Raw genomic sequence first — 19,902 nt, 5'->3', positions numbered from 1 at the left:
TCTAGTACCCTGCAATGAATGGGCACCAGACGCCGGGGCGAGGAACTGGAACGGGCGATCCTGCAGGCGGCGGCGGAGGAACTGGCCCGGTCCGGTTATGCGGGGATGACCATGGACCGGGTCGCCGCCCGGGCCGGAACCAACAAGAACGCCATCTACCGCCGGTGGCCGCATCGGGCGGCGTTGGGCGTCGCCGCGTACCGTCACCTCTCCGACGTCGCGATGCCGAACCCCGACACCGGTACGCTGCGGGGCGATGCGCTCGAGATGCTGCGGCAGGCGAACGAGACGTGGTCCTCGCCGCACGGAGCGGTCCTGCGCAGCCTGCTGGCCGCGGCGGCGGACGACCCGGCGCTGCTCGACCTGATGCGCGAACGATCAGGCGCGGACACCATGGACCGTGCCTGGCTGGCCATGCTCGCCCGCGCGGTCGCCCGCGGTGAGGCGCCGCCGACGGCCGTGCATCCGCGGGTCGCGGCCGCGCCGATGATGCTGCTGAGAGCCGAGTACGCGATGCGCGGCATACCGTCGGTCCCCGACGAGGTCCTGATCGAAATCGTCGACGAGGTCTTCCTGCCGCTCGTACGCGGTCGCGTCTGACCCACTCGACGGCGGTGGGCCGACGCGGGGCTGGCCGGGGTCGGGGCGGGGCTACGCTGACCGGGTGCGGTTGGTCATCATGGCAGACACCCACCTGCCGAAACGTGCCCGGGACCTGCCGCCCGGGCTGTGGGCCGCCGTGGACGCCGCAGACCTTGTCATCCATGCCGGCGACTGGGTCGACGCCGCCCTGCTCGACGAGCTGGAGCGGCGCGCTGCCCGGCTGATCGGCGTCCACGGCAACAACGACGGTGCCGACCTGCGTGCCCGGCTGCCGGAGATCGCCCGCGTGGACGTCGGCGGGATGCGCATCGCGGTGGTGCACGAGACCGGGCCGGCCAGTGGCCGGGAGCGGCGGTGCGCGGCGAGCTTCCCCGACTGCGACCTGCTCGTCTTCGGTCACTCCCACATCCCCTGGGACAGCGAGGCGCCCGGCGGCCTGCGGTTGCTCAATCCCGGCTCGCCGACCGACCGGCGCCGCCAGCCGTACGCGACGTACCTCACCTGCGAACTGGCCGACGGTCGGCTCGACGCCGTCACCCTGCACGAGGTGCCGCGCCAGCCGTAGCCGGGACGCGGGCCGGCCTAGTCTGGACGCATGCCGAAAGCCATCTGGAACGACCTGGTCATCGCCGAGAGCCCGGACACCGTCGTGGTCGAGGGCAACCACTATTTCCCCCGCGCCGCGCTCCGCGACGACCTGCTGCGGGACTCCGACACCCACACGGTCTGCCCGTGGAAGGGCACCGCGTCGTACTACACGCTGGAGCACGACGGGCAGACCAGTGTGGACGCGGTCTGGTACTACCCGCAGCCGCTGCCCGAGGCCGAGATGATCCGGGACCGGGTCGCGTTCTGGAAGGACGTCAAGGTCGTCGGGGACGACTGACGTCGATGTCAGCGCCCGAGGGTGCTGTCGAAGGCGGTCAGCCGCTGCATGAACCAGGACGGGTCGGCCAGGTGGGGGTAGTGGGTGACGGTGGGCGACATCTCGACGACCGCACCGGGAATTCGACTGCCCAGCCAGGCCGGATAATCGTCGGCCACGGGTAGGCCGTGTAGCGACAGGAAGGGTGTGGGCTGCCGCATCGCCATCACGTTCGCCATGAACGCGGCCAGTTCCGGCGGTTCGAGGTCGAGCAGGGGCGCCCATGCTCCGAGCAGTACGTCCTGGCGCAGCGTTCGGTTCTTGCTGATCTCTTCGGCGACGGCGGTGTTCAGCTGCCCGTACATCCTGGCCAACGCCGACGTCATGAACTCGGCGAAACCCTCCCCTCGCAAGGCCCTGGCCGCCCGTGCCGGCAGCGGTTCCACGTCGAGCGTCTGATCGACGGTGACCACACCGCGCGTCGGGAAACGGGCGGCGTAGGCAGTCGCCACCACCCCGCCGAAAGAGTGCCCCACGACCAGCGGATCCTGCTCGATTCCCAGGGCGCGGACGAGTCCGTGGAGGTCGTCGGCCATGCTCAGCGGGTCGTACGGCGGCACTCGTGGCGAGGTGCCATGGCCGCGCAGGTCGACGCGGACCGTACGGAAGTGCGCGGCCAGCGGCACCCGAGCCCAGGAATGGCGGTCCTCGGTCATGCCATGGATCGCGACGAGGAGTGGTCCGATGCCATCGACGTCATGGGCAAGCGGGACGGTCAGCTTCATCGGTGCGTACCTTCCGGTCCGCCGTTCCGGAGACTGGCGCGAACGAGGCTGCGGGCCAGGCGGGTGCTCTCCGGGAGCGTGTCGAGGGCGAGTGGTTGGGTGGCGAGAGCGCCCTCGTGCAGCACGAGGAGCCGGGTGGCAAGGGTGGCGGGTTGTGCGCAGCCGGCCGCGGCGGCGAGTTTCCTGAAGAGATTCAGCAGCCAGTGCTTCTGGTCTGCGGCGATGCGGTGGGCGGGATGCGCCGGGTCCGGGAGTTCGGCCAGCGCGTTGATGAACGCGCAGCCGCGGGTGTTGGTCCTGCTCCAGGCTCGCAGCGCGTCGAACGGCGCGGTGACCGCCGCGACCGGATCGTCGCACGCGTCGACGGTGTCGTGGACGAGCGACCGCCAGCGTCGGTCGCGCTCGGTGAGGTACGCGGAGACGAGGTGGTCTTTTGAGCCGAACTGGTTGTACAGGGTCCGTTTGGTCAGACCCGAGTGCTCGGCGATGAGATCCACGCCGACGGCGGTGATCCCGCGGTCGTAGAAAAGCTCCTCGGCAGCCGCGAGAATGCGCTGGCCAGCCGGGGTGCGGAACCGCTTTTCCGGCATCTGGGGCTCCTCCTCACCGATCGCTGTACGCTGGGTGGTTCACAGATCAGTGTACTTTGCGAGGGGGGGGCAGGCTGATGGCGGTGCCGACGACCATGCGTGCGGTGCGGATCACCCGGCACGGTGGACCGGACGTGCTGACCGAGGCGGAGGTGACCGTGCCCGCCCTGGCGGCGGGGGAGGTGCTGGTGAAGGTCGGCGCGGTGGCGCTGAACAACACAGACCTGTGGACCAGGGAGGGTGCCTACGGTCGCCCGGGGGACCCGCAGGCGCGGTCGGGCTGGCGGGGGCCGATCGAGTTCCCTCGCATCCAGGGCGCCGACGTGGCCGGCCGGGTCGTGTCGGTGGGGTCCGGCGTGGACGCGAGCCTCGTCGGTCGCAGGGTGGTGGTCGATCCGGCGATCTACGACGCCGACGGGCCGGACGCGAACCCGGTCGGCCTGATGGGCAGCGAACGCGACGGTGGTTACGCCGAGTACGTGACCGCACCGGCGCGGCAGGTGCACGACATGACGGAGTCGCCGCTCGTGGACGATCAGCTCGCGGCGTTGCCGACGGCGTACGGCACGGCGCTGGGCATGATCGAGCGGGGCCGGCTGCGGGCCGGGGAGACCGTCCTGGTCTCGGGAGCCTCCGGCGGTGTGGGACTGGCGCTGGTGCAGATCGCGCGGGCGCGCGGCGCGCGGGTGCTGGCCATCAGCAGCGGGAAGAAGATCGACGCGGTGCGCGGGGCGGGAGCGCACGACGTGGTGGACCGCGCGCAGGACGTCGTCGAGCAGGTCCGCGCCATCGCCCCGGAGGGCATCGACGTGGGGCTCGACGTCGTCGCCGGCGACCTCGTGGACGCGGGTCTGCCCCTGTTGCGCGACGGCGGCCGGTGGGTCATCGCCGGTGCGCTCGGCGGCTACCAGGTGGCCTTCGACGTGCGCCGCCTCTACCTGCACAACGCGCAGTTGATCGGCTCCGCGATGCACAGCCCGGCACACTTCGAACTCCTGATGGACTTGGCCCGGCAAGGTGAGATCGCACCCGTCATCGCGGCGACCTTCCCGCTGCACCAGGCCGCTGCCGCCCAGGAGGAACTCGCCCGTCGGCAGCACGTGGGAAAGATCGTCCTGGTCCCGTAGCGGCCCCGTCGGAGGTGACATCCTGCCGTTCGTCCTTCACGCCGGTCGGCGGTGCAGCTCCAGGACGCCCCGGTCGAGGACCAGCCGGCCCTGACCGTCGACCGCCTGGAAGAGCGCACCACCCGGCCGCCGCCACACCAGTACGGCGAGGGTGTCGCCGGGAAACAGTGGCGCGCTGAACCGGGCGGTGATCCGGTGAATCAGGTCGGGATCCCCGTCGGCCACCGAGTGCAGCAGCGTCCGGGCGGCGAAGCCGTACGTACACAGTCCGTGCAGCACGGGACGGCGTAGCCCGGCGGCGCGGGCCACGGCCGGATCGGAGTGCAGCGGGTTGCGGTCGCCACTGAGCCGGTAGAGCAGGGCCTGGTCGGCGCGGATCTGATGGTGGCCGGTGTGATCGGGCTGCCCCGCCGGCCGCTCCCAGGCGGTGACCGGCGCGCGCTGTCCGCCGAACCGCCCGGCGTCGATGACGAACATGGCCCGCTCGACGGTGGCCAGCGGTGCGCCGTCCACGCCGTGGATCTCCGAGCGGTGGTGGACCAGGGCCCCGCGGGTCTGGTCGTACACGCCGGTGACGCTGGCGGTGGTGCGGGCCCGACCAGTCGGTGGAAACGGCCGGTGCAGGGTCAGCGTCTCAGCGGCGTGCCGGACGACGGCCGGTTCGCCGAGATACGGCGGTTCGGCGGCGAGCAGGGTGGCGAAGGTCGGCAGCGCGGCGTGCCGATGGCCGATGGAGTTCTCGGTGGTGAAACGCAGTTCGTCGGCGGGGTCGGCCTGCCCGGCGCCGACGCCGAGGGCGTAGAGGATCGTGTCGGTGACGGTCCACGTCCGCTCGGTCGTCGTTCGTGGGTAACAGTTCGGTGCGCAGAGTCGGGACGCCATCGCGGGTCCGACACGTTCAGTTACCGGCTCCGGCGGCGTTGATGCTGGCCGAGATTTCGGATTCGCCGCATCAACTGGGTTTTTCAGGCACTCCACGGTCGGTGTCTCCTCGATGCGGGGCAAGCGAACTGGGGCCGTACGGCGGAATCTGGCTACTGTCTGTGTCGAGAGCCCAGTGGCCGAAACTCTTGACGTTGTAAACCGCCTCACAGTAGCGTCCCATATTAAGCAACCAAGACCACAATATGAGCCGCTGAAGTCTGGGGTAGCCATGAGAATGCGAGTGCGGGCCGCGGCCGCAGCCCTGCTGATGACCGTCGCCGTGGCGGGGTGTTCCGAGAACCAGTCCTCCGGGGAGCCCGACGGCGACAGCGCCGCCCCCTCCGCCGCCGTCAACTTCGGCGTCGGCGTCGACCCGGCGTACTCGCCGATCTACCTGGCCAACCAGGAGAACCTCTTCGAGCAGGCCGGCCTCAACGTGACCGTCACCCAGTACCAGGAGGGCACCGGCGGGCTCGACGCCATCCTGGCCAAACAGGGCCAGGTCACCGCCAGCACCGAGTCGAGCCTGCTCAACCGGGCGACCCGGGGCGACATCAAGGGACTCGCGGTCTTCTCCCAGTCGCCCAGCTTCATCAAGCTCGTCGCCCGGTCCGGCATCACCGACGTCGCCGGCATCAAGAAGTACGGCGTCGTGCCGGGGACCGTGAACGAGTACGCCACCAACAAGGTGCTCGACAGCGAGGGCATCAGCCGCGACGCGGTCGAGTTCGTCAACGCCTCGCCCGCCGAGATGCCGGCACTGCTGCAGCGCGGCGACGTCGACGGCTACATCATGTGGGAGCCGTGGCCGTCGCGTGGCGTCGCCAACGGCGGCACGGTGCTGCTGACAAGCGGGGACATCGGCTACGTCTACAACCTGATCATCGGTGTCGACGGCGCCTGGTACGAGGCCAACAAGGAGACCGCCAAGAAGGTCGTCGACACCATCGCGACGGCGTGCGAGCAGCTCACCGCCGACCCCGCCAAGGCCGGCACGGTCACCGAGGCGGCGATCAAGGTGCCGGCGGCGGAGGCCCAGGCCCTCCTCGAAGGTGTCCAGTGCCAGGTCCGGGACTTCACCGACGAGGACATCGCCCGCTACAACGAGATCGCCCAGTTCCAGCAGGACAGCAAGATCGTGGATCAGAAGGCCGACCCGGCGGCGGTCATGGTCAGGGGAGTGGTGTGAACCGCTCCGGCTCCCCGGTGTCCGTACGCGACGTCGACATCCGCTTCGACGACTTCGTGGCGGTCCGCCAGGCGAACCTGGACATCGCCGGTGGGGAGTTCGTCTGCCTGCTCGGCCCCAGCGGTTGCGGCAAGTCCACGCTGCTCAACGCGATCGCCGGGTTCGTCAAGCCGGTCGGTGGGGAGGTGACCTGCGCCGGTGCGCGGGTCACCGGCCCCGACGTGTCGCGCGGGGTGGTGTTCCAGAGCGCCGAGGCCCTCTTCCCGTGGCTGACCGTACGCCAGAACGTCGACTTCGGCCCGCGGATGCGCGGCGTCGGCAAGGCGCAGCGGGCCAGCGCCGTGGACCGCTACCTGGCCATGGTCGGGCTCAGTCACAGCGCCGACCGGTTCCCCGGCCAGCTCTCCGGCGGCATGCGCCAGCGTGCGCAGCTGGCCCGGGTGCTGGCCAACGAACCGTCAGTCGTGCTGATGGACGAGCCGTTCGGCGCGTTGGACGCGCAGACCCGGCTGGTGATGCAGGTCGAACTCGACCGGATCTGGCGGGAGACCGGCGCGACGATCGTGTTCGTCACCCACGACATCGGCGAGGCGATCCTGCTCGGCGACCGGATCGTCACCATGACCGCCGGCCCGTCGGCGGCGATCAAGAACGTCTACCCGTGCGACCTGCCCCGGCCCCGCGACCTGACCGACCCGGCGAGCGCCGCGCTCTTCCGTCAGCTGCGCGAGGACATCGGCACCGAGGTGGCCCGGACCCTGCGCGCCCAGGGCCTCGACGACGGGCACGACGGGCCGGATGCCAGGCAGGCCGCCGGCCGGCCCGCCGACGAGGACAGGAGGACGCGACGATGAGCGTGGACGTCCGTACCGTCGCCGAGCGGACCGGCCGGACCGAGCCCAATCCGGCCCGCCGCCGCCGGAACCGGCCCCGGCTGACCCGGGTCGGGCTGTCGGTCCTGTCGGTGGCGCTCGGCATCGTCATCTGGGACCTGGTCAGCCGCAACTACACGGCCTTCTTCCTGCCGTCGCCGTTGCTCACCTGGCGCGGCGCGGTCGAACTGGTCCAGGACGGCACGCTGTGGAGTTCGGTGAACGCCTCGTCGACCCGGATCCTGACCGGTTGGGGACTGGGCGTCGTGATCGGCGTACCGGTCGGGCTGCTGATGGGCTGCGTGCCGTGGCTGCGGTTGATGCTGGACCCGTACATCCAGTTCTTCCGGTTCGTGCCGCCGATCGCCTTCGTCACGCTGGCGATCATCTGGCTCGGCCCGGGTGAGGCGTCGAAGGTCGCGCTGATCTTCTACACGACCGTCTTCATCGTCGCGCTCAACACGCTGGCCGGGGTCCTGTCGGTCGACGAGCTGCGGCTGCGGGCGGCCCGGGCCCTCGGCGCCAGTCCGGTTCGCACGCTGGTCTCGGTGGTGCTGCCCTCGACCGTGCCGCACGTCGTGACCGGCGCTCGGCTGGCCATGGGCAACTCCTTCCTGACGATCGTCTCCGCCGAGATCGTGGCGGCGCAGAGCGGCCTGGGTTCGCTGATCTGGACCGCCCGCAACTACGCCAAGACCGAGTGGGTCTTCGTCGGCATCATCGCCCTGGGCATGCTCGGCTACCTCTTCGACTGGATCCTGCGCATGGTCAGCAGCAGGACCCTGCGCCGCTACGGCGTCACCTTCTGACCAGGCCGCCCCGGCGGGCGGCCCGGCCACGTCGCGCCCCATTCCGCGCGCCCACCACTAGCGAAAGGCTCGCCATGCTGTGCATCGGCGTCGACATCGGTGGCACCTTCACCGACGTCATCGTGTACGAGCCGGCCACCGCCCGGCTCGCCGAGGCCAAGACCCTCTCCACGCCGGACGACCCGGCGGCGGCCATCTTCGAGGGCCTGGCCAAGCTCGGCGTACGCCTCGACGAGGTCGACCGGTTCGTCCACGGCACCACCCGGGTCACCAACGCGCTGTTGGAAGGCTCCGGTGAGCCGGTCAGCGTGGTGGCCACGGCGGGCTTCCGGGACGTCCTGGAAATGGGGTTGGGGCATCGGCCACAGCTCTACAGCGTCAAGGAGGCGGGACGTCCGCCGCTGGCCCCGCGTCGGCTGCGGCACGTGCTGCGGGAGCGGATCGGCGCCGACGGCAGCGTGGTGCAGCCGCTGGACAGCGCCGACCTCGACGCCGTGCTGGAGCGGGTGGCCGCCGCCGGGCCGAAGGCGGTCGCCGTCTGCCTGCTGCACTCCTACCGCAACCCGGCGCACGAGCGGGCGGCGGCCTCCCGGCTGGCCGAGCGCTACCCCGGTCTGGTCTGCACGATCTCCTCCGACGTGGTGCCGGAGCAGGGCGAGTACGAGCGGTTCACCACCACCGTGCTCAATGCCAGCGTCCGGTCGACGGTGGCGGACTACCTGCGCGGGCTCGGCACCACGCTCGCGGCCGGCGGCTACGCCCACCCTCTGTCGATCATGACCAGCAGTGGTGGGATCGTCTCCACCGAGGAGGCCGGCCGGCTGCCGATCAACCTGGCGTTGTCCGGTCCGGCCGGCGGAGTCGCCGCCAGCGTCCACGTCGCCGGGCTGGCCGGCTACCCGAACGTGATCACCTGTGACATCGGTGGCACCAGCACCGACGTCTGTCTGATCAAGAACGGCACCCCGTTGATGACGAACGACGGGAAGATCGCCGGCTACCCGAACCGCACCTTCCAGGTCGAGATCAACACGATCGGTGCCGGCGGCGGCTCGATCGCCTGGCGGGACCTGGGCGGTGAACTGCGGATCGGGCCACGCAGTGCCGGCTCGACCCCCGGTCCGGCCGCGTACGGTCGGGGCGGCACCGAGCCGACGACCACCGACGCGCACCTGGTCGTCGGCCACCTCGATCCGCAGGAGAGCCTCGGCGGCGAGGTACGCCTCGACGTCACCGCCGCCCGTGCCGCCGTGCACCGCCTCGCCGCCGAGTTCGGTCTCGACGACCTGGAACTGGCCCACGGCATCATCACCATCGCCACCACCAAGATGACCAGCGCGATCAAGGAGATCTCGGTCGCCTGCGGTCACGACCCTCGGGACTTCGTGCTGATGCCCTTCGGCGGGGCCGGCCCGATGCACGCCACCGTGCTCGCCGACGAACTGGGCATCCGCCGGGTACTGGTGCCACCGGTGCCGGGCAACTTCTCCGCGCTCGGCTTCGTCACCGCCCAGGCCCGGCACGACTACGTGCGTACGGTGCTGGTGCCCGCCGACGAGACGGGTCTCGGTGCCGTACGCGCCGTGGTGGCCGAACTGCGTGACGTCGCGCGGGCACAGCTCAAGGCGGAGGACGGCGTCGAACCCGACCAGGTCACGTTCGGCCTGTCGGTCGGCATGCGGTTCCGGGGGCAGTCCTTCGACCTCGCCGTACCCGTCGAGGAGGTGCCGGCGACCGCCGAGGAGCTGGTGGCGATGTTCCACGCCGCCTACGCCGAGCGGTACGCGTACGCCCGGTCCGGGCATCCGACCGAGATCGTCAACTGCCGGCTGACCGCGTTCGGTCCGCGGCCCGCCGTACGCTTCGCGCCCCCGGCCGGCGCCACGTCGCAGCCCGAACGGACCCGGATCTACGGCTCCGACGGCTGGGTCGACGCCACCGTGTGGCGGCGTACCGAGCTGGCCCCCGGCGGCGCGGTGTCCGGTCCGGCGGTCATCCGGGAGAACGGCAGCACGACCGTGGTCGGCGTCGGCTGGACCGCGACCGTCGACGACCACGGAAACCTGCTGCTCGTCAAGGAGTGACCCGGTGATCCCCTCCGCCTTCGACGCCATCGTTCTGGACCGCGCCGCCCGGGAACCGGACCGCCCGCTGTACGTCTTCGACGAGCGGGAACGGCCGGTGTCGACGGGTGAGTTCGCCGACCTGGCCGGCCGGGCAGCGGCGGCGCTGGCCGCGCTCGGGGTCGGTCGCGGCGACCGGATCGCGGTGTGGGCCGAGAACAGTCTGGGCTGGCTGGTCCTGCTGGCCGCCGCGAGTTGGCGGGGTGCCGCGCTGGTGACGCTGCATCCGGGTCTGAGCACCCCGGAGCTGACCGCGGCACTGGCCCGCAGCCGACCGCGCCGGCTCTTCGTCGCCAACCGGGTGCGGGACCGCGACGGCCCGGCCACCGCCGCGCAGGCCGTCGTCGGGCTGCCGCCCGACGCCCGCCCCGACGGCTGGCACGCGTTCGACGACGACCTGGTCGGACTGCCCGGCTGGACCGACGCTGTGCCGGCCCCGGCCGCGGACCCGGACGCCACCCTGAACATCCAGTTCACCTCGGGCTCGACCGGTCCGGCCAAGATGGTCTCGCTCAGTGCCCGCAACCTGATCGTCAACGCGCGGTGGACTGCCGACGCCGCCGGTCTCGGCACCGGCGACCGGATCGCCTCGCCGCTGCCGCTGGCGCACGCGGCGGGTCTCGGCAGTGGCGCCCTCCTGGCCCTGGTCACCGGGGCACTGTGGGTGTCGGTACGCCGCTTCCGGTCCGGCCCGGTGCTGGCCCAGATCGCCCGGCACCGGTGCACGGTGCTCCAGGCGGTGCCGACGATGGCGACGATGCTCGCCGACACCGTCGAGGCCGCCCCGGACCGCTTCGACCTGTCCTCGCTGCGGGTCGGCTTCCTCGGCGGCGCGCCCTGCGCACCGGCGCTGCTCGCCCGCACCCGGCGGGTGCTCGGGCTGGACCGCATCGCCGTGGTCTACGGGCAGACCGAGGCCGGACCGACGATAAGCGTCGACCCCGGCGACGGAAGCTGCGGCCGTCCCGGCGACACCGTCGGCCGGATCGTGCCGGACCTGTGCGCCGTCGTCGTCGCCCCCGGCACCCGGACCGAGCTGCCCACCGGCCGTCCCGGTGAGCTGCTGGTACGCGGCGAGTCGGTGACCGCCGGCTACGTCGACGACCCGGCTGCCACCCGCGCCACGGTCACCTCCGACGGCTGGCTACGAACCGGCGACCTGGGCGCGCTCGGCGCCGACCGGATCTTCACCCTCACCGGCCGGGTCAAGGAACTGATCATCCGGGGCGGTGAGAACGTCAGCCCGGCCGAGGTGGAGGCGGCGTTGCTCGACGACCCGGCCGTGGCCCAGGTGTGCGTACTCGGCGTGCCGTCGCCGCGCTGGGGTGAGGAGATCGGCGCCCTCGTCGTCGCCGTCACGGGCGCCGAGATCGACCCGGACCGGCTCACCGGGCTGGCCGCCGCCCGGCTGGCCCGGCACAAGGTGCCCACGCTGATCCGTACGGTGCCGGGGCTGCCGCTGCTGCCGTCCGGCAAGGTCGACCGGCGCGCCGCGCTCGGCCTGCTCACCGGCGAGGAGGAACGCTGATGCAGCTCGGCTCGTGTTTTCTGGACTCGTTGACCGTCACCAGTTTCTTCGGCAACGCCGAGATGCGTGGGATCTTCAACGACCGCCAGCTGATGCAGTCCTGGCTCGACGTCGAGGCGGCCCTGGCTCGTGGCCAGGCCGGCCTCGGCATCATCCCGTCGGCGGCGGCCCAGGCGATCACCGCCGCGGCCCGGCTCGACCGGCTCGACACCGCGGTGCTCGCCGCCGGGGCCGCCGACACCGTGCACCCGCTCGTGCCGCTGGTCCGGGCGCTGACCGACGCCTGCTCCGGTGACGCCGGCCGCTACGTCCATCTCGGCGCGACCACCCAGGACGTGATGGACACCGGCTTCGTGCTGCGCGCCCGGGCCGGTCTGGACGTGGTGCAACGTCAGGTCGACGATCTGGTGCGGATCCTGCGCCGGCTGGCACTGCGCCACCGGGCCACCCCGATGCCGGCCCGCACCCACGGCCAGCAGGCGCTACCAACCACCTTCGGCCTGCGCTGCGCGGTGTGGCAGAGCGAGCTGCAACGGCACCGGGCCCGGCTGGCCCAGCTGCGCGAACGACTGCTGGTGACCAGCATGGGTGGGGCGGCCGGCACGATGGCCGGGTACGGGTCGCAGGCGTTCGCCCTGGAACGCGCGGTGGCCGACGAACTCGGTCTCGGTGTCGCGGACACCCCGTGGCACGCCACGTCGGACCGGTTCGTCGAGTGCCTGATGGTCCTCGGGCTGGTCGCCGCCAGCGCCGAGAAGCTGGCCCGGGAGGTCTACTTCCTCGGTCGTACCGAGATCGGCGAGGCGTACGAGCCGCAGCGGGCGACCCAGGTCGGCAGCAGCACCATGCCGCACAAGCGCAATCCGATCCGGTGCGAGGCGGTGATCGCCGCCGCTGGCACGTTGCGCGCCCAGGTGCCGCTGGCGCTACAGACCATGGTCGCCCAGGACGACCGCGACATGGGCGTCGGCATGACGTTGTGGAAGTTGCTGCCGGAGTGCTTCATCCTCATCGGCGGCGCCCTGGAACGGCTGGTCGAGGTCTTCGGTGACCTCGGCGTCAACCCGGACCGGATGCGGTCCAACCTGGACGTCACCGGCGGGCTGGTGCTCTCCGAGGCGGTGATGCTGCGCCTCGCCGAGCCGCTGGGCCGCGAGCAGGCCCACCACCTGGTGATGCGGATCGTCCGCGACAGCCTGGAGCAGAACCGGCCGTTCGCCGAGGTGCTGCGGGCTGATCCGCAGGTGGCCGCCGCGCTGCCCGGCACCTCACTGGCCGGGTTGCTCGATCCGGTGTCGTACGTCGGCCATGCCGCCGCGCTGGTCGATCGAGCCCTGCTGACCTCGGAGTCGACATGACAAGTGACCAGTCCGTGCTGCTGCACCGCTCGGGCCGGTTGGCCCGGGTGACCCTGCACCGGCCCTCCCGACGCAACAGCTTCGACCTGCGGATGCTCGCCCGCTTCGAGGACGTGCTGCACGAACTCGGCCGCGACCGCACGGTCGAGGTGGTGGTCCTCACCGGCGACGGTACGGCGTTCTGCGCCGGCACCGACCTGCACGAGCTGGCCGGCCTCGACGCCGAGACCACCATGTACGTCCAGCGGCGCACCGCCGACCTGGTGGAGCGCTGGTACCGGCTGGAGCAGACCACGGTCGCCGCGTTCAACGGGCCGGCGATCGGCTCGGGCGCGGTCCTCGGGCTCGCCAGTGACCTGCGGGTGGCCGCCGACAGCGCCTACTTCACCTTTCCCGAGGTGACCTTCGGCATCCCGTTGACCTGGAGCGGCATGGCGATCCTCGCGGATCTGGTCGGTGCCGACCTGGCCAAGCGCTGGTTGCTGCTCGGCGAGCGGGTCGAGCCGGCCGACATGCTGGCCCTGCGTCTGGTCACGGCCGTGGTCGACGCCGACGGACTGCCGGCCGCCGTCACCGGTATCACCGACCGGCTGCTCGCCACCTCGGCGGTCGGTCGGTCGATGACCAAGCGCGCGGCCCGGCTGGCCGGTCCCCGGTTCGACGCGGTGGCCAACGACTCCTACCTCGGCGCGCTGAGCGTGGCGCTGCGCCCGCCCGGCGGCTATCTGGACGGGGGAGCACGATGAAGGTCTTCGAGGCGATCGCCGACGCCGTCGTCGCGCGCGGCGTCGACACCGTGTTCGGGCTGCTCGGCGACGCCAACATGTTCCTGGTCGCCGACCTGGTGCACCGGCACGGGGTGCGGTTCGTCGCGGCCCGCAACGAGAACGCCGCGGTGATGATGGCCGACGGGTACGCCCGCACCACCGGCCGGTGCGCGGTCGCGACCGTCACCCAGGGGCCCGGGCTGGCCGTGGCCGGGGCGGCCCTGACCATCGCCCGGCAGGCCCGCACCCCGCTGGTCCTGATCGCCGGCGACACTCCGCCCGGTGACCCGCTGCACGTGCAGCATTTCGACCAGCAGCCGTACGCGCTGGCCACCGCGGGCACCTTCGTGCCGGTCGCCGCCGCCGGGACCGCCGTACGCGATGTCGGGCTGGCGTTCCGGGCGGCCCGCGAGCTGCCCGGCCCGGTGGTGCTGAACGTGCCGATCGATCTCGCGGACGAGGCGGTGCCGCCCGGCCCGGTCGGGCCGGCGCCGGTGCCGCCTCGGGCGCCGCGACCGCTCGTGCCGGATCCCGCCGACGTCGACGCGCTGGCCCGACGGCTGCGTACGGCGCAGCGTCCGGTGCTGCTCGCCGGCCGGGGCGCCGAGTCGGCGGCCGCCGCGATCCGGGAACTCGCCGACCGCAGTGGGGCCCTGCTCGCCACCACGCTGATGGCCGCCGGCCTGTTCGCCGGGCACCCGTACGACCTGGGGGTGGCCGGCGGGCTGTCCCGGCCGCTGACCCGGCGGGTGCTGGCCGGGGCGGACCTGGTGGTCACCTTCGGGGCCGGGCTCAACAGGTGGACCGCCGACCACGGTGCCCTCTTCCCGGACGCGGTGGTGGTGAGCGTGGACGTCGACCCGGCGGCGATCGGGGCCCGCTGGCCGGTGACCGCCGGGGTGCTCGGCGACGCGGGTGAGACGGCCCGGGCGGTGTCGGCGGTGCTGGCGCCGGTACGCCGGCCGCACTGGCGCAGCTCCGACCTGTCAGCCGAGCTGGCGGTCGCCGACCCGTTCGCCGGGCTGGCCGTCGCATCCACGGCGGACCGCATCGATCCACGCGCGTTCATCCGGATCTGCGCCGGCCGGCTGCCGCGCGAGCGGACCACGGTGGTCGGCGTCGGTCACTTCGGCGGCTGGCCCAACCTGCTGCTCGACTCGGCCGCCACCGACCGGTCCTTCGTCGCGCCGTGGGAGTTCGGCAGCATCGGCGTGGGGCTGCCGTTCGCGGTGGGTGCCGCCGTGGGCCGTCCCGACCGGCCGGTGGTCGCCTTCGAGGGGGACGGCAGCCTGCTCACCGGGCTCGGTGAGCTGGACACTCTGGCCCGGGTCGGCGCGCCGGTGCTGCTGGTGCTGCTCGACGACGCCGCGTACGGCGCGGAGGTGCGCAAGCTCGCCCCTCGGGGGGTCGACCCGGAGCTGGCCCGGTTCCCCGAACGGGATCTCGCCGCGGTGGCCCGCGCGCTCGGGGCGCCGGCGTGGACCGTCACCGACGACGCGGGCGCGCAGGCTGCCTTCGACGAGGTGCTGCCGCTGACCGGGCCGGCCGTGCTCCACGTTCGGGTACGCCCCGACGTGGTGCAGGACAAGTTTTGACCGGGTCAGTCGCCCCAGACGTCGCCGAAGCCGTACCCGAGCTGCCGGGACAACTCGTCGGCGGTCCGGCAGGCCGCCGCGGCGAGTTCCGCCACCCGTGGCTCGTCCAGCCGGAAGATCGGGCCGGATACGCTTATCGCGCCGGTGACCCGGCCGTGGCGGTCGCGGACCGGCGCGGCCACGACCCGCAGTCCCTCCTCGCTCTCCTGGTCGTTGAGGGCCCAGCCCTGCTGCCGGACCGTCGCCATCCGGGAGACGAACGTGTCCAGGTCGGTGATCGTGTTGCCGGTCAGGGCGGTGAACGGTGCGGTGGCCAGCGTGGCCCGCAGTTGCGCGTCGTCCTGGTCGATCAGCAGCGCCTTGCCGGCAGCGCTGCACCACAGCGGGATGCGCCGGCCGAGCCGGGAGACGAGCTGCAGGTTGCGGGTGCCCTGCACGACGTGGATGGAGATCGCGTCGAGGCCCTCCAGGACCGACAGGTTGACGCTCTCGCCCTCTTCCTCGGCCAGCCGGTGCACCAGGGGGCGGGCGACGCCGTGCAGATCGAGGCCGGCGAGGTAGCGGGCGCCGAGTTCGAAGACGGTGACGCCGAGCCGGTAGTTCCCGTTCTCCTCGTTGCGGTGCAGGAAGCCGGCGTCGGCCAGGGCACGGAACAACCGGCTGGCGGTCGACTTGTGCAGCCCCAGCTCGCGGCTGACGTCACTGACCTTGCGTTCGGTGTCGGTGCCGCGGAAGGCGAGCAGCACGCTGAGCGCGCGGTCCAGCGCCTGCGTGCCGGACTCGCGGGGGGCCGGCCCGTCGTCCGGGCTGGGGTCAGTGGCGTACGACATCTTGCTTCCCACCTTCTCGGTTGCTAGGTTTCATAATATAACTCTAGGACCACAATATGGTCCAGTCCGTGACCGGGATCGAGCCGGAACCAGTGAGGCATCCGCATGACTGTGAACCCGATCGACCTGGAAGTCGTCACCGAAGGTCTCATCTCGATCGTCCGGGAGATGCGACAGACGATCTTCCGTACGGCGCACTCGCCGGTGATCGCCGACGCGCAGGACTTCTCGTGCGCGCTGTTCGACCCGCAGGGACAGATGGTCGCCCAGGGCCGGGACATGCCCGGTCACGTCATCGCCATGCCGGCCTCGGTCGCGGAGATCTTCGCCGACTTCGCCGACGAGATGCGTCCCGGTGACCTCTACATCGTCAACGACCCCTATCGCGGCGGCAGCCACCTCAACGACGTCACCCTGATCAGCCCGGTCTTCGTCGACGGCAAGCTCTTCCTCTTCCCCTGCGTACGCATGCACTGGGCGGACATCGGCGGGATGACCCCGGGCAGCGTCTCCGGCCAGGCCACCGAGATCCTTCAGGAGGGGCTGCGGATCCCGCCGATCAAGCTGATCGAGCAGGGCCGACCGAACCGGGCCGCGTTCGACATCGTCTTCGCCAACGTGCGGATGGCCGAGGAACGCCGCGGCGACCTCGAATCCAGCATCGCCGCCTGCCACACCGCCGAGCGCCGGCTGCGGGAACTTGTCGCCCGGCACGGCACCGACCTGATCGGCGAATCCGTCGCCGCCAACATGGACCGCACCGAGCAGCGGCTGCGCGCCATGATCCGGGCCCTGCCCGACGGCACCTACCGCTACGAGGACTACCTCGACCTCTACACCGACGGCCACTACGACGCGGCCATCGTCCGCTGTGCGCTCACCGTCGACGGTGACGAGATCGAGGCCGACTTCCGTGGCTCGTCGGCCCAGGTGGCGGCCGTGGTGAACTCCTCGCGGGCGATGACCGTCGCCGGCGTCTTCATCGCGGTCAAGTCGGCACTGGACCCCGGCGGCCTGGTCAACCACGGCGCGTTCCGGCCGCTGCGGGTGCTCACCGAACCCGGCACCGTCGTGCACGTCAGCTATCCGGCCCCGGCCAACGCGCACAGCGAGGTCCGCAAGCGGGTCATCTCGGCCGTGATGGCCGCCCTCAGCCAGGTGGCACCCGACCTCATCGCCGCCGACCAGTTCGGCACCACCTTCCAGAACCTCATCGGCGGCGTCGACGAGCACACCGGGCGGCCCTACCTCTACTACGACTACCCGGCCGGTGGCAACGGCGGATTCCTCGAATCCGACGGGCCCAGCGCGATGAACCCCGTCGACCTCGGCGACATCTCCACCATCCAGTCCGTCGAGCGGCTGGAGACCGAGATACCCATTCTCGTCGAAGCGTGCGAGCTGCGGGCCGGCTCCGGCGGCGACGGGGTACGCCGCGGTGGGCTCGGCAGCCGCCGGGAAACCCGCCTGCTGGCCAGTGGTGGCGCGTACTCGGTGCAGACCGACCGCACCACCGTCCCGCCGTACGGGCTGCGCAACGGCGGGCCCGGCGCACCCACCGTGACCCACATCCGGCGCGCGGACGGCGAGCGCGTGGACTTCGCCACCCCCGGCAAGGTCGCCGGCTTCCCGATGCGTGCCGGCGACGTACTGGTCATGGAGTCGGCCGGCGGTGGCGGCTGGGGAGATCCGCTGGAGCGGCTGCCCGAGGAGGTCGCCCAGGACGTCGCCCAGGAATACCTGACCGTTGCCGAGGCCCGGCGGCGCTACGGCGTCGAGATCGACCGGGCCGGCCGGGTCGATGCCACCGCGACCGCCGCGCACCGGCAACGACTGCGCGACGAGCGGCGCTGGCTGCGCACCACCGTCACCGCCAACCCGGCCTACACCGGCCAGCGGGGACAGCGACGCCTGGCCTACGTCGCCGCCGGCAGCGATCTCGCCGAGGACACCCTCGTCGAGGTGCACGGCGCACACCCGGCCCCGCTGCGGGCCTGGATCCGGCATGACGCGGCACTGGCCGCGGACGAACTCGCCCTCGACGACGACGGGCTGCAGATTCTCGGCGCCGCCCCGCACGACCGTAGCTACGTGCGGGTGCTCACCGGGGAAGGATGGTCATGAGCAAGGTCTTCCGGGTGCCGCTGCCGCCGGCCCGGGGCGGCGCCACCACCGCCCCGCGGGCACCGCAGCCGACCGCCACGCCGCCACGCTGCGGCATCGTCGCCGGCTGCCTGAGTCCACACCCACCACACCTGATCTACGCCGAGAATCCGCCGCAGAACGAACCCCGCTCCACCGGCGGCTGGGAAACGCTGCGCTGGGCGTACGAGCGGCTGCGCGCCCGCATCCGCGAGGTGCACAAGCCGGACGTGCTCATCGTGCACGCCCCGCACTGGATCACGATGGTCGGTCACCACGTCAACTGTGTGCCGAACCCGCGCGGCATCTCCGTCGAGCCGATCTTCCCGCACCTGTTCCGCTACCGCTACGACTTCCGTACCGACGTCGAACTGGGGGAGGCGATCGCCGACGAGGCCAGCGGCCTCGGCCTGGTCACCCGCACGCTGCGCGATCCCCGGGTACGCGTCGACTACGCCACCATCGGCGCCCTGCACCTGGCGAACCCGGCCTGGGACATCCCGGTGGTCTCGCTGTCGGCCAACAACAACCCGTACTTCTACTCCGACGCGTCGCTGGAGGAGATGGAGGTGCTCGGCGAGGCCACCCGGCGGGCGGTCGAGGCCACCGGCCGGCGGGCCGTCCTGCTCGCCTCCAACTCGCTGTCGCACCTGCACTGGCACGAGGAACCGGAGCTGCCCGAGGACATGGAGCGGGAACACCCGTACAACAACCACCAGTACCGGTGGGACATGAAACTGCTGGAGGCGATCCGGCGTGGACCCACCGCGCCGCTGCGCGAACTCATCCCCGAACACATCGAGGCGACCGCCTCGGAAACCAAGGCCGGCAGCCTCACCTGGATGCTCGCCGCGATGGGCTGGCCCAAGGTCGGCGGCGACGTGCTCGGCTACGGCACGATCATCGGCACCGGCAACGCGGTGGTGGAGTGGCTGCCCGAGGGGAGCCACCATGGCTGACCGGACCGGAATCCTCGCCGGGGCGCTGCTGCCCGGCATGCCCCACCTGCTCGCCGACCAGGCGGCGCCGAGCTGGTCGGCGCTGGCCGACGCGGCCCGCGACGTGGGCGCCCGGCTGCGCCGCCTCGAACCCGATGTGGTGCTGCTGCTGTCGACGCAGTGGTTCACCGTCCTCGGCCACCAGTTCCAGTGCGACCCCAACCCGCGCGGCCAGCACGTCGACGAGAACTGGTACGCCTACGACTACGGTCTGCTCGACTACGACCTGCGGTTCGACGTCGACTTCACCGAACGTTGGGCGGCGCGGGTGCAGGCCGGGGGATTGCAGGCCCGACGGACCCGTTACGACGGGTTCCCGATCGACACCGGCACCATCGTCACCTCCGCGCTGCTCGACCCGGACCGGAAGCTGCGCTGGGCGCAGGTCTCCTGCAACCTGTACGCCGACGCCGACACCCTCGCCGACGTCGGTCGGGCCGGTGCCGCCGCCGCCCGCGACGCCGGTCTGCGCGCCGCGGTCGTCGTGGTGACCGGGATGTCCTCCGGGCTCATTCAACAGTGGATCGAGCCCGGCCAGGACCGCATCGGCGCACCCGGCCACGACCAGTGGAACACCCGGATCCTCGACCTGCTCACCGCCGGCAAGGTCGACGAGGTCCTCGCCGTCCGCGAGGACTTCGCCCGGCAGGCGCAGGCCGACAGCCAGTTCCGGGCGCTGGCGTTCGCCACCGGCGCCGAAGCAACCACCGGCCCGGCCCGACTGCACGCCTACGGCCCGATCTGGGGCACCGGCGGCGCCGTCGTGTCCTGGAACCTGCCAGACCACCACTAGAGGA

At 71.9% G+C, this 19,902-nt stretch carries 19 protein-coding genes; 15 read left to right on the top strand and 4 right to left on the bottom strand.

Annotated elements, in window-relative coordinates:
- Positions 1-18: 18 nt before the first annotated feature.
- The 3 genes from Vse01_RS18355 (at position 19) to Vse01_RS18345 (ending at position 1,489) form a co-directional block, all read left to right on the top strand.
- The gene (locus Vse01_RS18355) at positions 19-600 is read left to right on the top strand and encodes a TetR/AcrR family transcriptional regulator (RefSeq protein ID WP_093408723.1); all 582 of its coding nucleotides are present in this window, start codon (positions 19-21) and stop codon (positions 598-600) included.
- 64 nt (positions 601-664) lie between these two features.
- The gene (locus tag Vse01_RS18350) at positions 665-1,168 is read left to right on the top strand and encodes a metallophosphoesterase family protein (protein WP_093408720.1); all 504 of its coding nucleotides are present in this window, start codon (positions 665-667) and stop codon (positions 1,166-1,168) included.
- A 30-nt stretch (positions 1,169-1,198) separates the two neighbouring features.
- Positions 1,199-1,489, top strand: coding sequence for a DUF427 domain-containing protein (locus tag Vse01_RS18345; RefSeq protein ID WP_093408718.1), 291 nt, complete (start codon positions 1,199-1,201; stop codon positions 1,487-1,489).
- Between the two features lie 8 nt (positions 1,490-1,497).
- Here the strand turns inward: Vse01_RS18345 and Vse01_RS18340 are convergent, their stop codons facing one another.
- Positions 1,498-2,253, bottom strand: coding sequence for an alpha/beta fold hydrolase (locus tag Vse01_RS18340; protein ID WP_093408715.1), 756 nt, complete (start codon positions 2,251-2,253; stop codon positions 1,498-1,500).
- Positions 2,250-2,843, bottom strand: a complete 594-nt coding sequence (locus tag Vse01_RS18335) for a TetR/AcrR family transcriptional regulator (RefSeq protein WP_093408712.1) — start codon at positions 2,841-2,843, stop codon at positions 2,250-2,252. The genes Vse01_RS18340 and Vse01_RS18335 overlap by 4 nt, the downstream gene beginning before the upstream one ends.
- Positions 2,844-2,926: 83 nt before the next feature.
- On the opposite strand from Vse01_RS18335, the gene Vse01_RS18330 reads away from it, so the two are divergent.
- Positions 2,927-3,970, top strand: a complete 1,044-nt coding sequence (locus Vse01_RS18330) for a zinc-binding dehydrogenase (RefSeq protein WP_232511383.1) — start codon at positions 2,927-2,929, stop codon at positions 3,968-3,970.
- Between the two features lie 36 nt (positions 3,971-4,006).
- Here Vse01_RS18330 and Vse01_RS18325 read toward each other — a convergent pair whose 3' ends face one another.
- Positions 4,007-4,852: a MaoC/PaaZ C-terminal domain-containing protein gene (locus Vse01_RS18325; protein WP_093408707.1), complete on the bottom strand. Its 846-nt coding sequence runs from the start codon at positions 4,850-4,852 to the stop codon at positions 4,007-4,009.
- A 271-nt stretch (positions 4,853-5,123) separates the two neighbouring features.
- On the opposite strand from Vse01_RS18325, the gene Vse01_RS18320 reads away from it, so the two are divergent.
- The 8 genes from Vse01_RS18320 (at position 5,124) to Vse01_RS18285 (ending at position 15,135) form a co-directional block, all read left to right on the top strand.
- Positions 5,124-6,083 (top strand): ABC transporter substrate-binding protein, encoded by a 960-nt coding sequence (locus Vse01_RS18320; protein ID WP_093408704.1) that lies wholly within the window; start codon positions 5,124-5,126, stop codon positions 6,081-6,083.
- On the top strand, positions 6,080-6,937 hold the full coding sequence (locus Vse01_RS18315) for an ABC transporter ATP-binding protein (protein ID WP_093408702.1): 858 nt from the start codon (positions 6,080-6,082) through the stop codon (positions 6,935-6,937). Before Vse01_RS18320 ends, Vse01_RS18315 begins: the two co-directional genes overlap by 4 nt.
- Positions 6,934-7,764: an ABC transporter permease gene (locus Vse01_RS18310; RefSeq protein ID WP_093408699.1), complete on the top strand. Its 831-nt coding sequence runs from the start codon at positions 6,934-6,936 to the stop codon at positions 7,762-7,764. Before Vse01_RS18315 ends, Vse01_RS18310 begins: the two co-directional genes overlap by 4 nt.
- A gap of 74 nt (positions 7,765-7,838) precedes the next feature.
- Positions 7,839-9,848 carry a hydantoinase/oxoprolinase family protein gene (locus Vse01_RS18305; RefSeq protein WP_093408697.1) on the top strand — a complete coding sequence of 670 codons (2,010 nt, stop codon included), beginning with the start codon at positions 7,839-7,841 and terminating at the stop codon, positions 9,846-9,848.
- A 4-nt stretch (positions 9,849-9,852) separates the two neighbouring features.
- Complete coding sequence (locus Vse01_RS18300; RefSeq protein WP_093408694.1) at positions 9,853-11,415, top strand: class I adenylate-forming enzyme family protein; 1,563 nt, start codon at positions 9,853-9,855, stop codon at positions 11,413-11,415.
- On the top strand, positions 11,415-12,773 hold the full coding sequence (gene purB / locus Vse01_RS18295) for an adenylosuccinate lyase (protein WP_093408692.1): 1,359 nt from the start codon (positions 11,415-11,417) through the stop codon (positions 12,771-12,773). Before Vse01_RS18300 ends, purB begins: the two co-directional genes overlap by 1 nt.
- A complete protein-coding gene (locus Vse01_RS18290) occupies positions 12,770-13,519 on the top strand; it encodes an enoyl-CoA hydratase/isomerase family protein (protein ID WP_232511382.1) in 750 nt (249 codons plus the stop codon). Before purB ends, Vse01_RS18290 begins: the two co-directional genes overlap by 4 nt.
- Complete coding sequence (locus Vse01_RS18285; protein WP_093408689.1) at positions 13,516-15,135, top strand: thiamine pyrophosphate-binding protein; 1,620 nt, start codon at positions 13,516-13,518, stop codon at positions 15,133-15,135. Before Vse01_RS18290 ends, Vse01_RS18285 begins: the two co-directional genes overlap by 4 nt.
- A gap of 5 nt (positions 15,136-15,140) precedes the next feature.
- Here Vse01_RS18285 and Vse01_RS18280 read toward each other — a convergent pair whose 3' ends face one another.
- Positions 15,141-15,965, bottom strand: coding sequence for an IclR family transcriptional regulator (locus Vse01_RS18280; protein ID WP_232511381.1), 825 nt, complete (start codon positions 15,963-15,965; stop codon positions 15,141-15,143).
- A 105-nt stretch (positions 15,966-16,070) separates the two neighbouring features.
- Between Vse01_RS18280 and Vse01_RS18275 the strand changes: the two genes are divergently transcribed.
- From Vse01_RS18275 to Vse01_RS18265, 3 genes are read left to right on the top strand one after another with little or no spacing between them, the layout of a single operon-like run.
- The gene (locus Vse01_RS18275; protein ID WP_093408684.1) at positions 16,071-18,089 is read left to right on the top strand and encodes a hydantoinase B/oxoprolinase family protein; all 2,019 of its coding nucleotides are present in this window, start codon (positions 16,071-16,073) and stop codon (positions 18,087-18,089) included.
- A complete protein-coding gene (locus tag Vse01_RS18270) occupies positions 18,086-19,066 on the top strand; it encodes a DODA-type extradiol aromatic ring-opening family dioxygenase (protein WP_093409051.1) in 981 nt (326 codons plus the stop codon). The genes Vse01_RS18275 and Vse01_RS18270 overlap by 4 nt, the downstream gene beginning before the upstream one ends.
- Complete coding sequence (locus Vse01_RS18265; protein ID WP_093408681.1) at positions 19,059-19,898, top strand: DODA-type extradiol aromatic ring-opening family dioxygenase; 840 nt, start codon at positions 19,059-19,061, stop codon at positions 19,896-19,898. The genes Vse01_RS18270 and Vse01_RS18265 overlap by 8 nt, the downstream gene beginning before the upstream one ends.
- The last annotated feature ends 4 nt before the right edge of the window (positions 19,899-19,902 follow it).

This window comes from Micromonospora sediminimaris (assembly GCF_016863575.1).
Classification (GTDB): domain Bacteria; phylum Actinomycetota; class Actinomycetes; order Mycobacteriales; family Micromonosporaceae; genus Micromonospora; species Micromonospora sediminimaris.
Note: the sequence above shows the minus strand (reverse complement) of the source record. Positions and strands in the feature narration are given on the sequence as shown.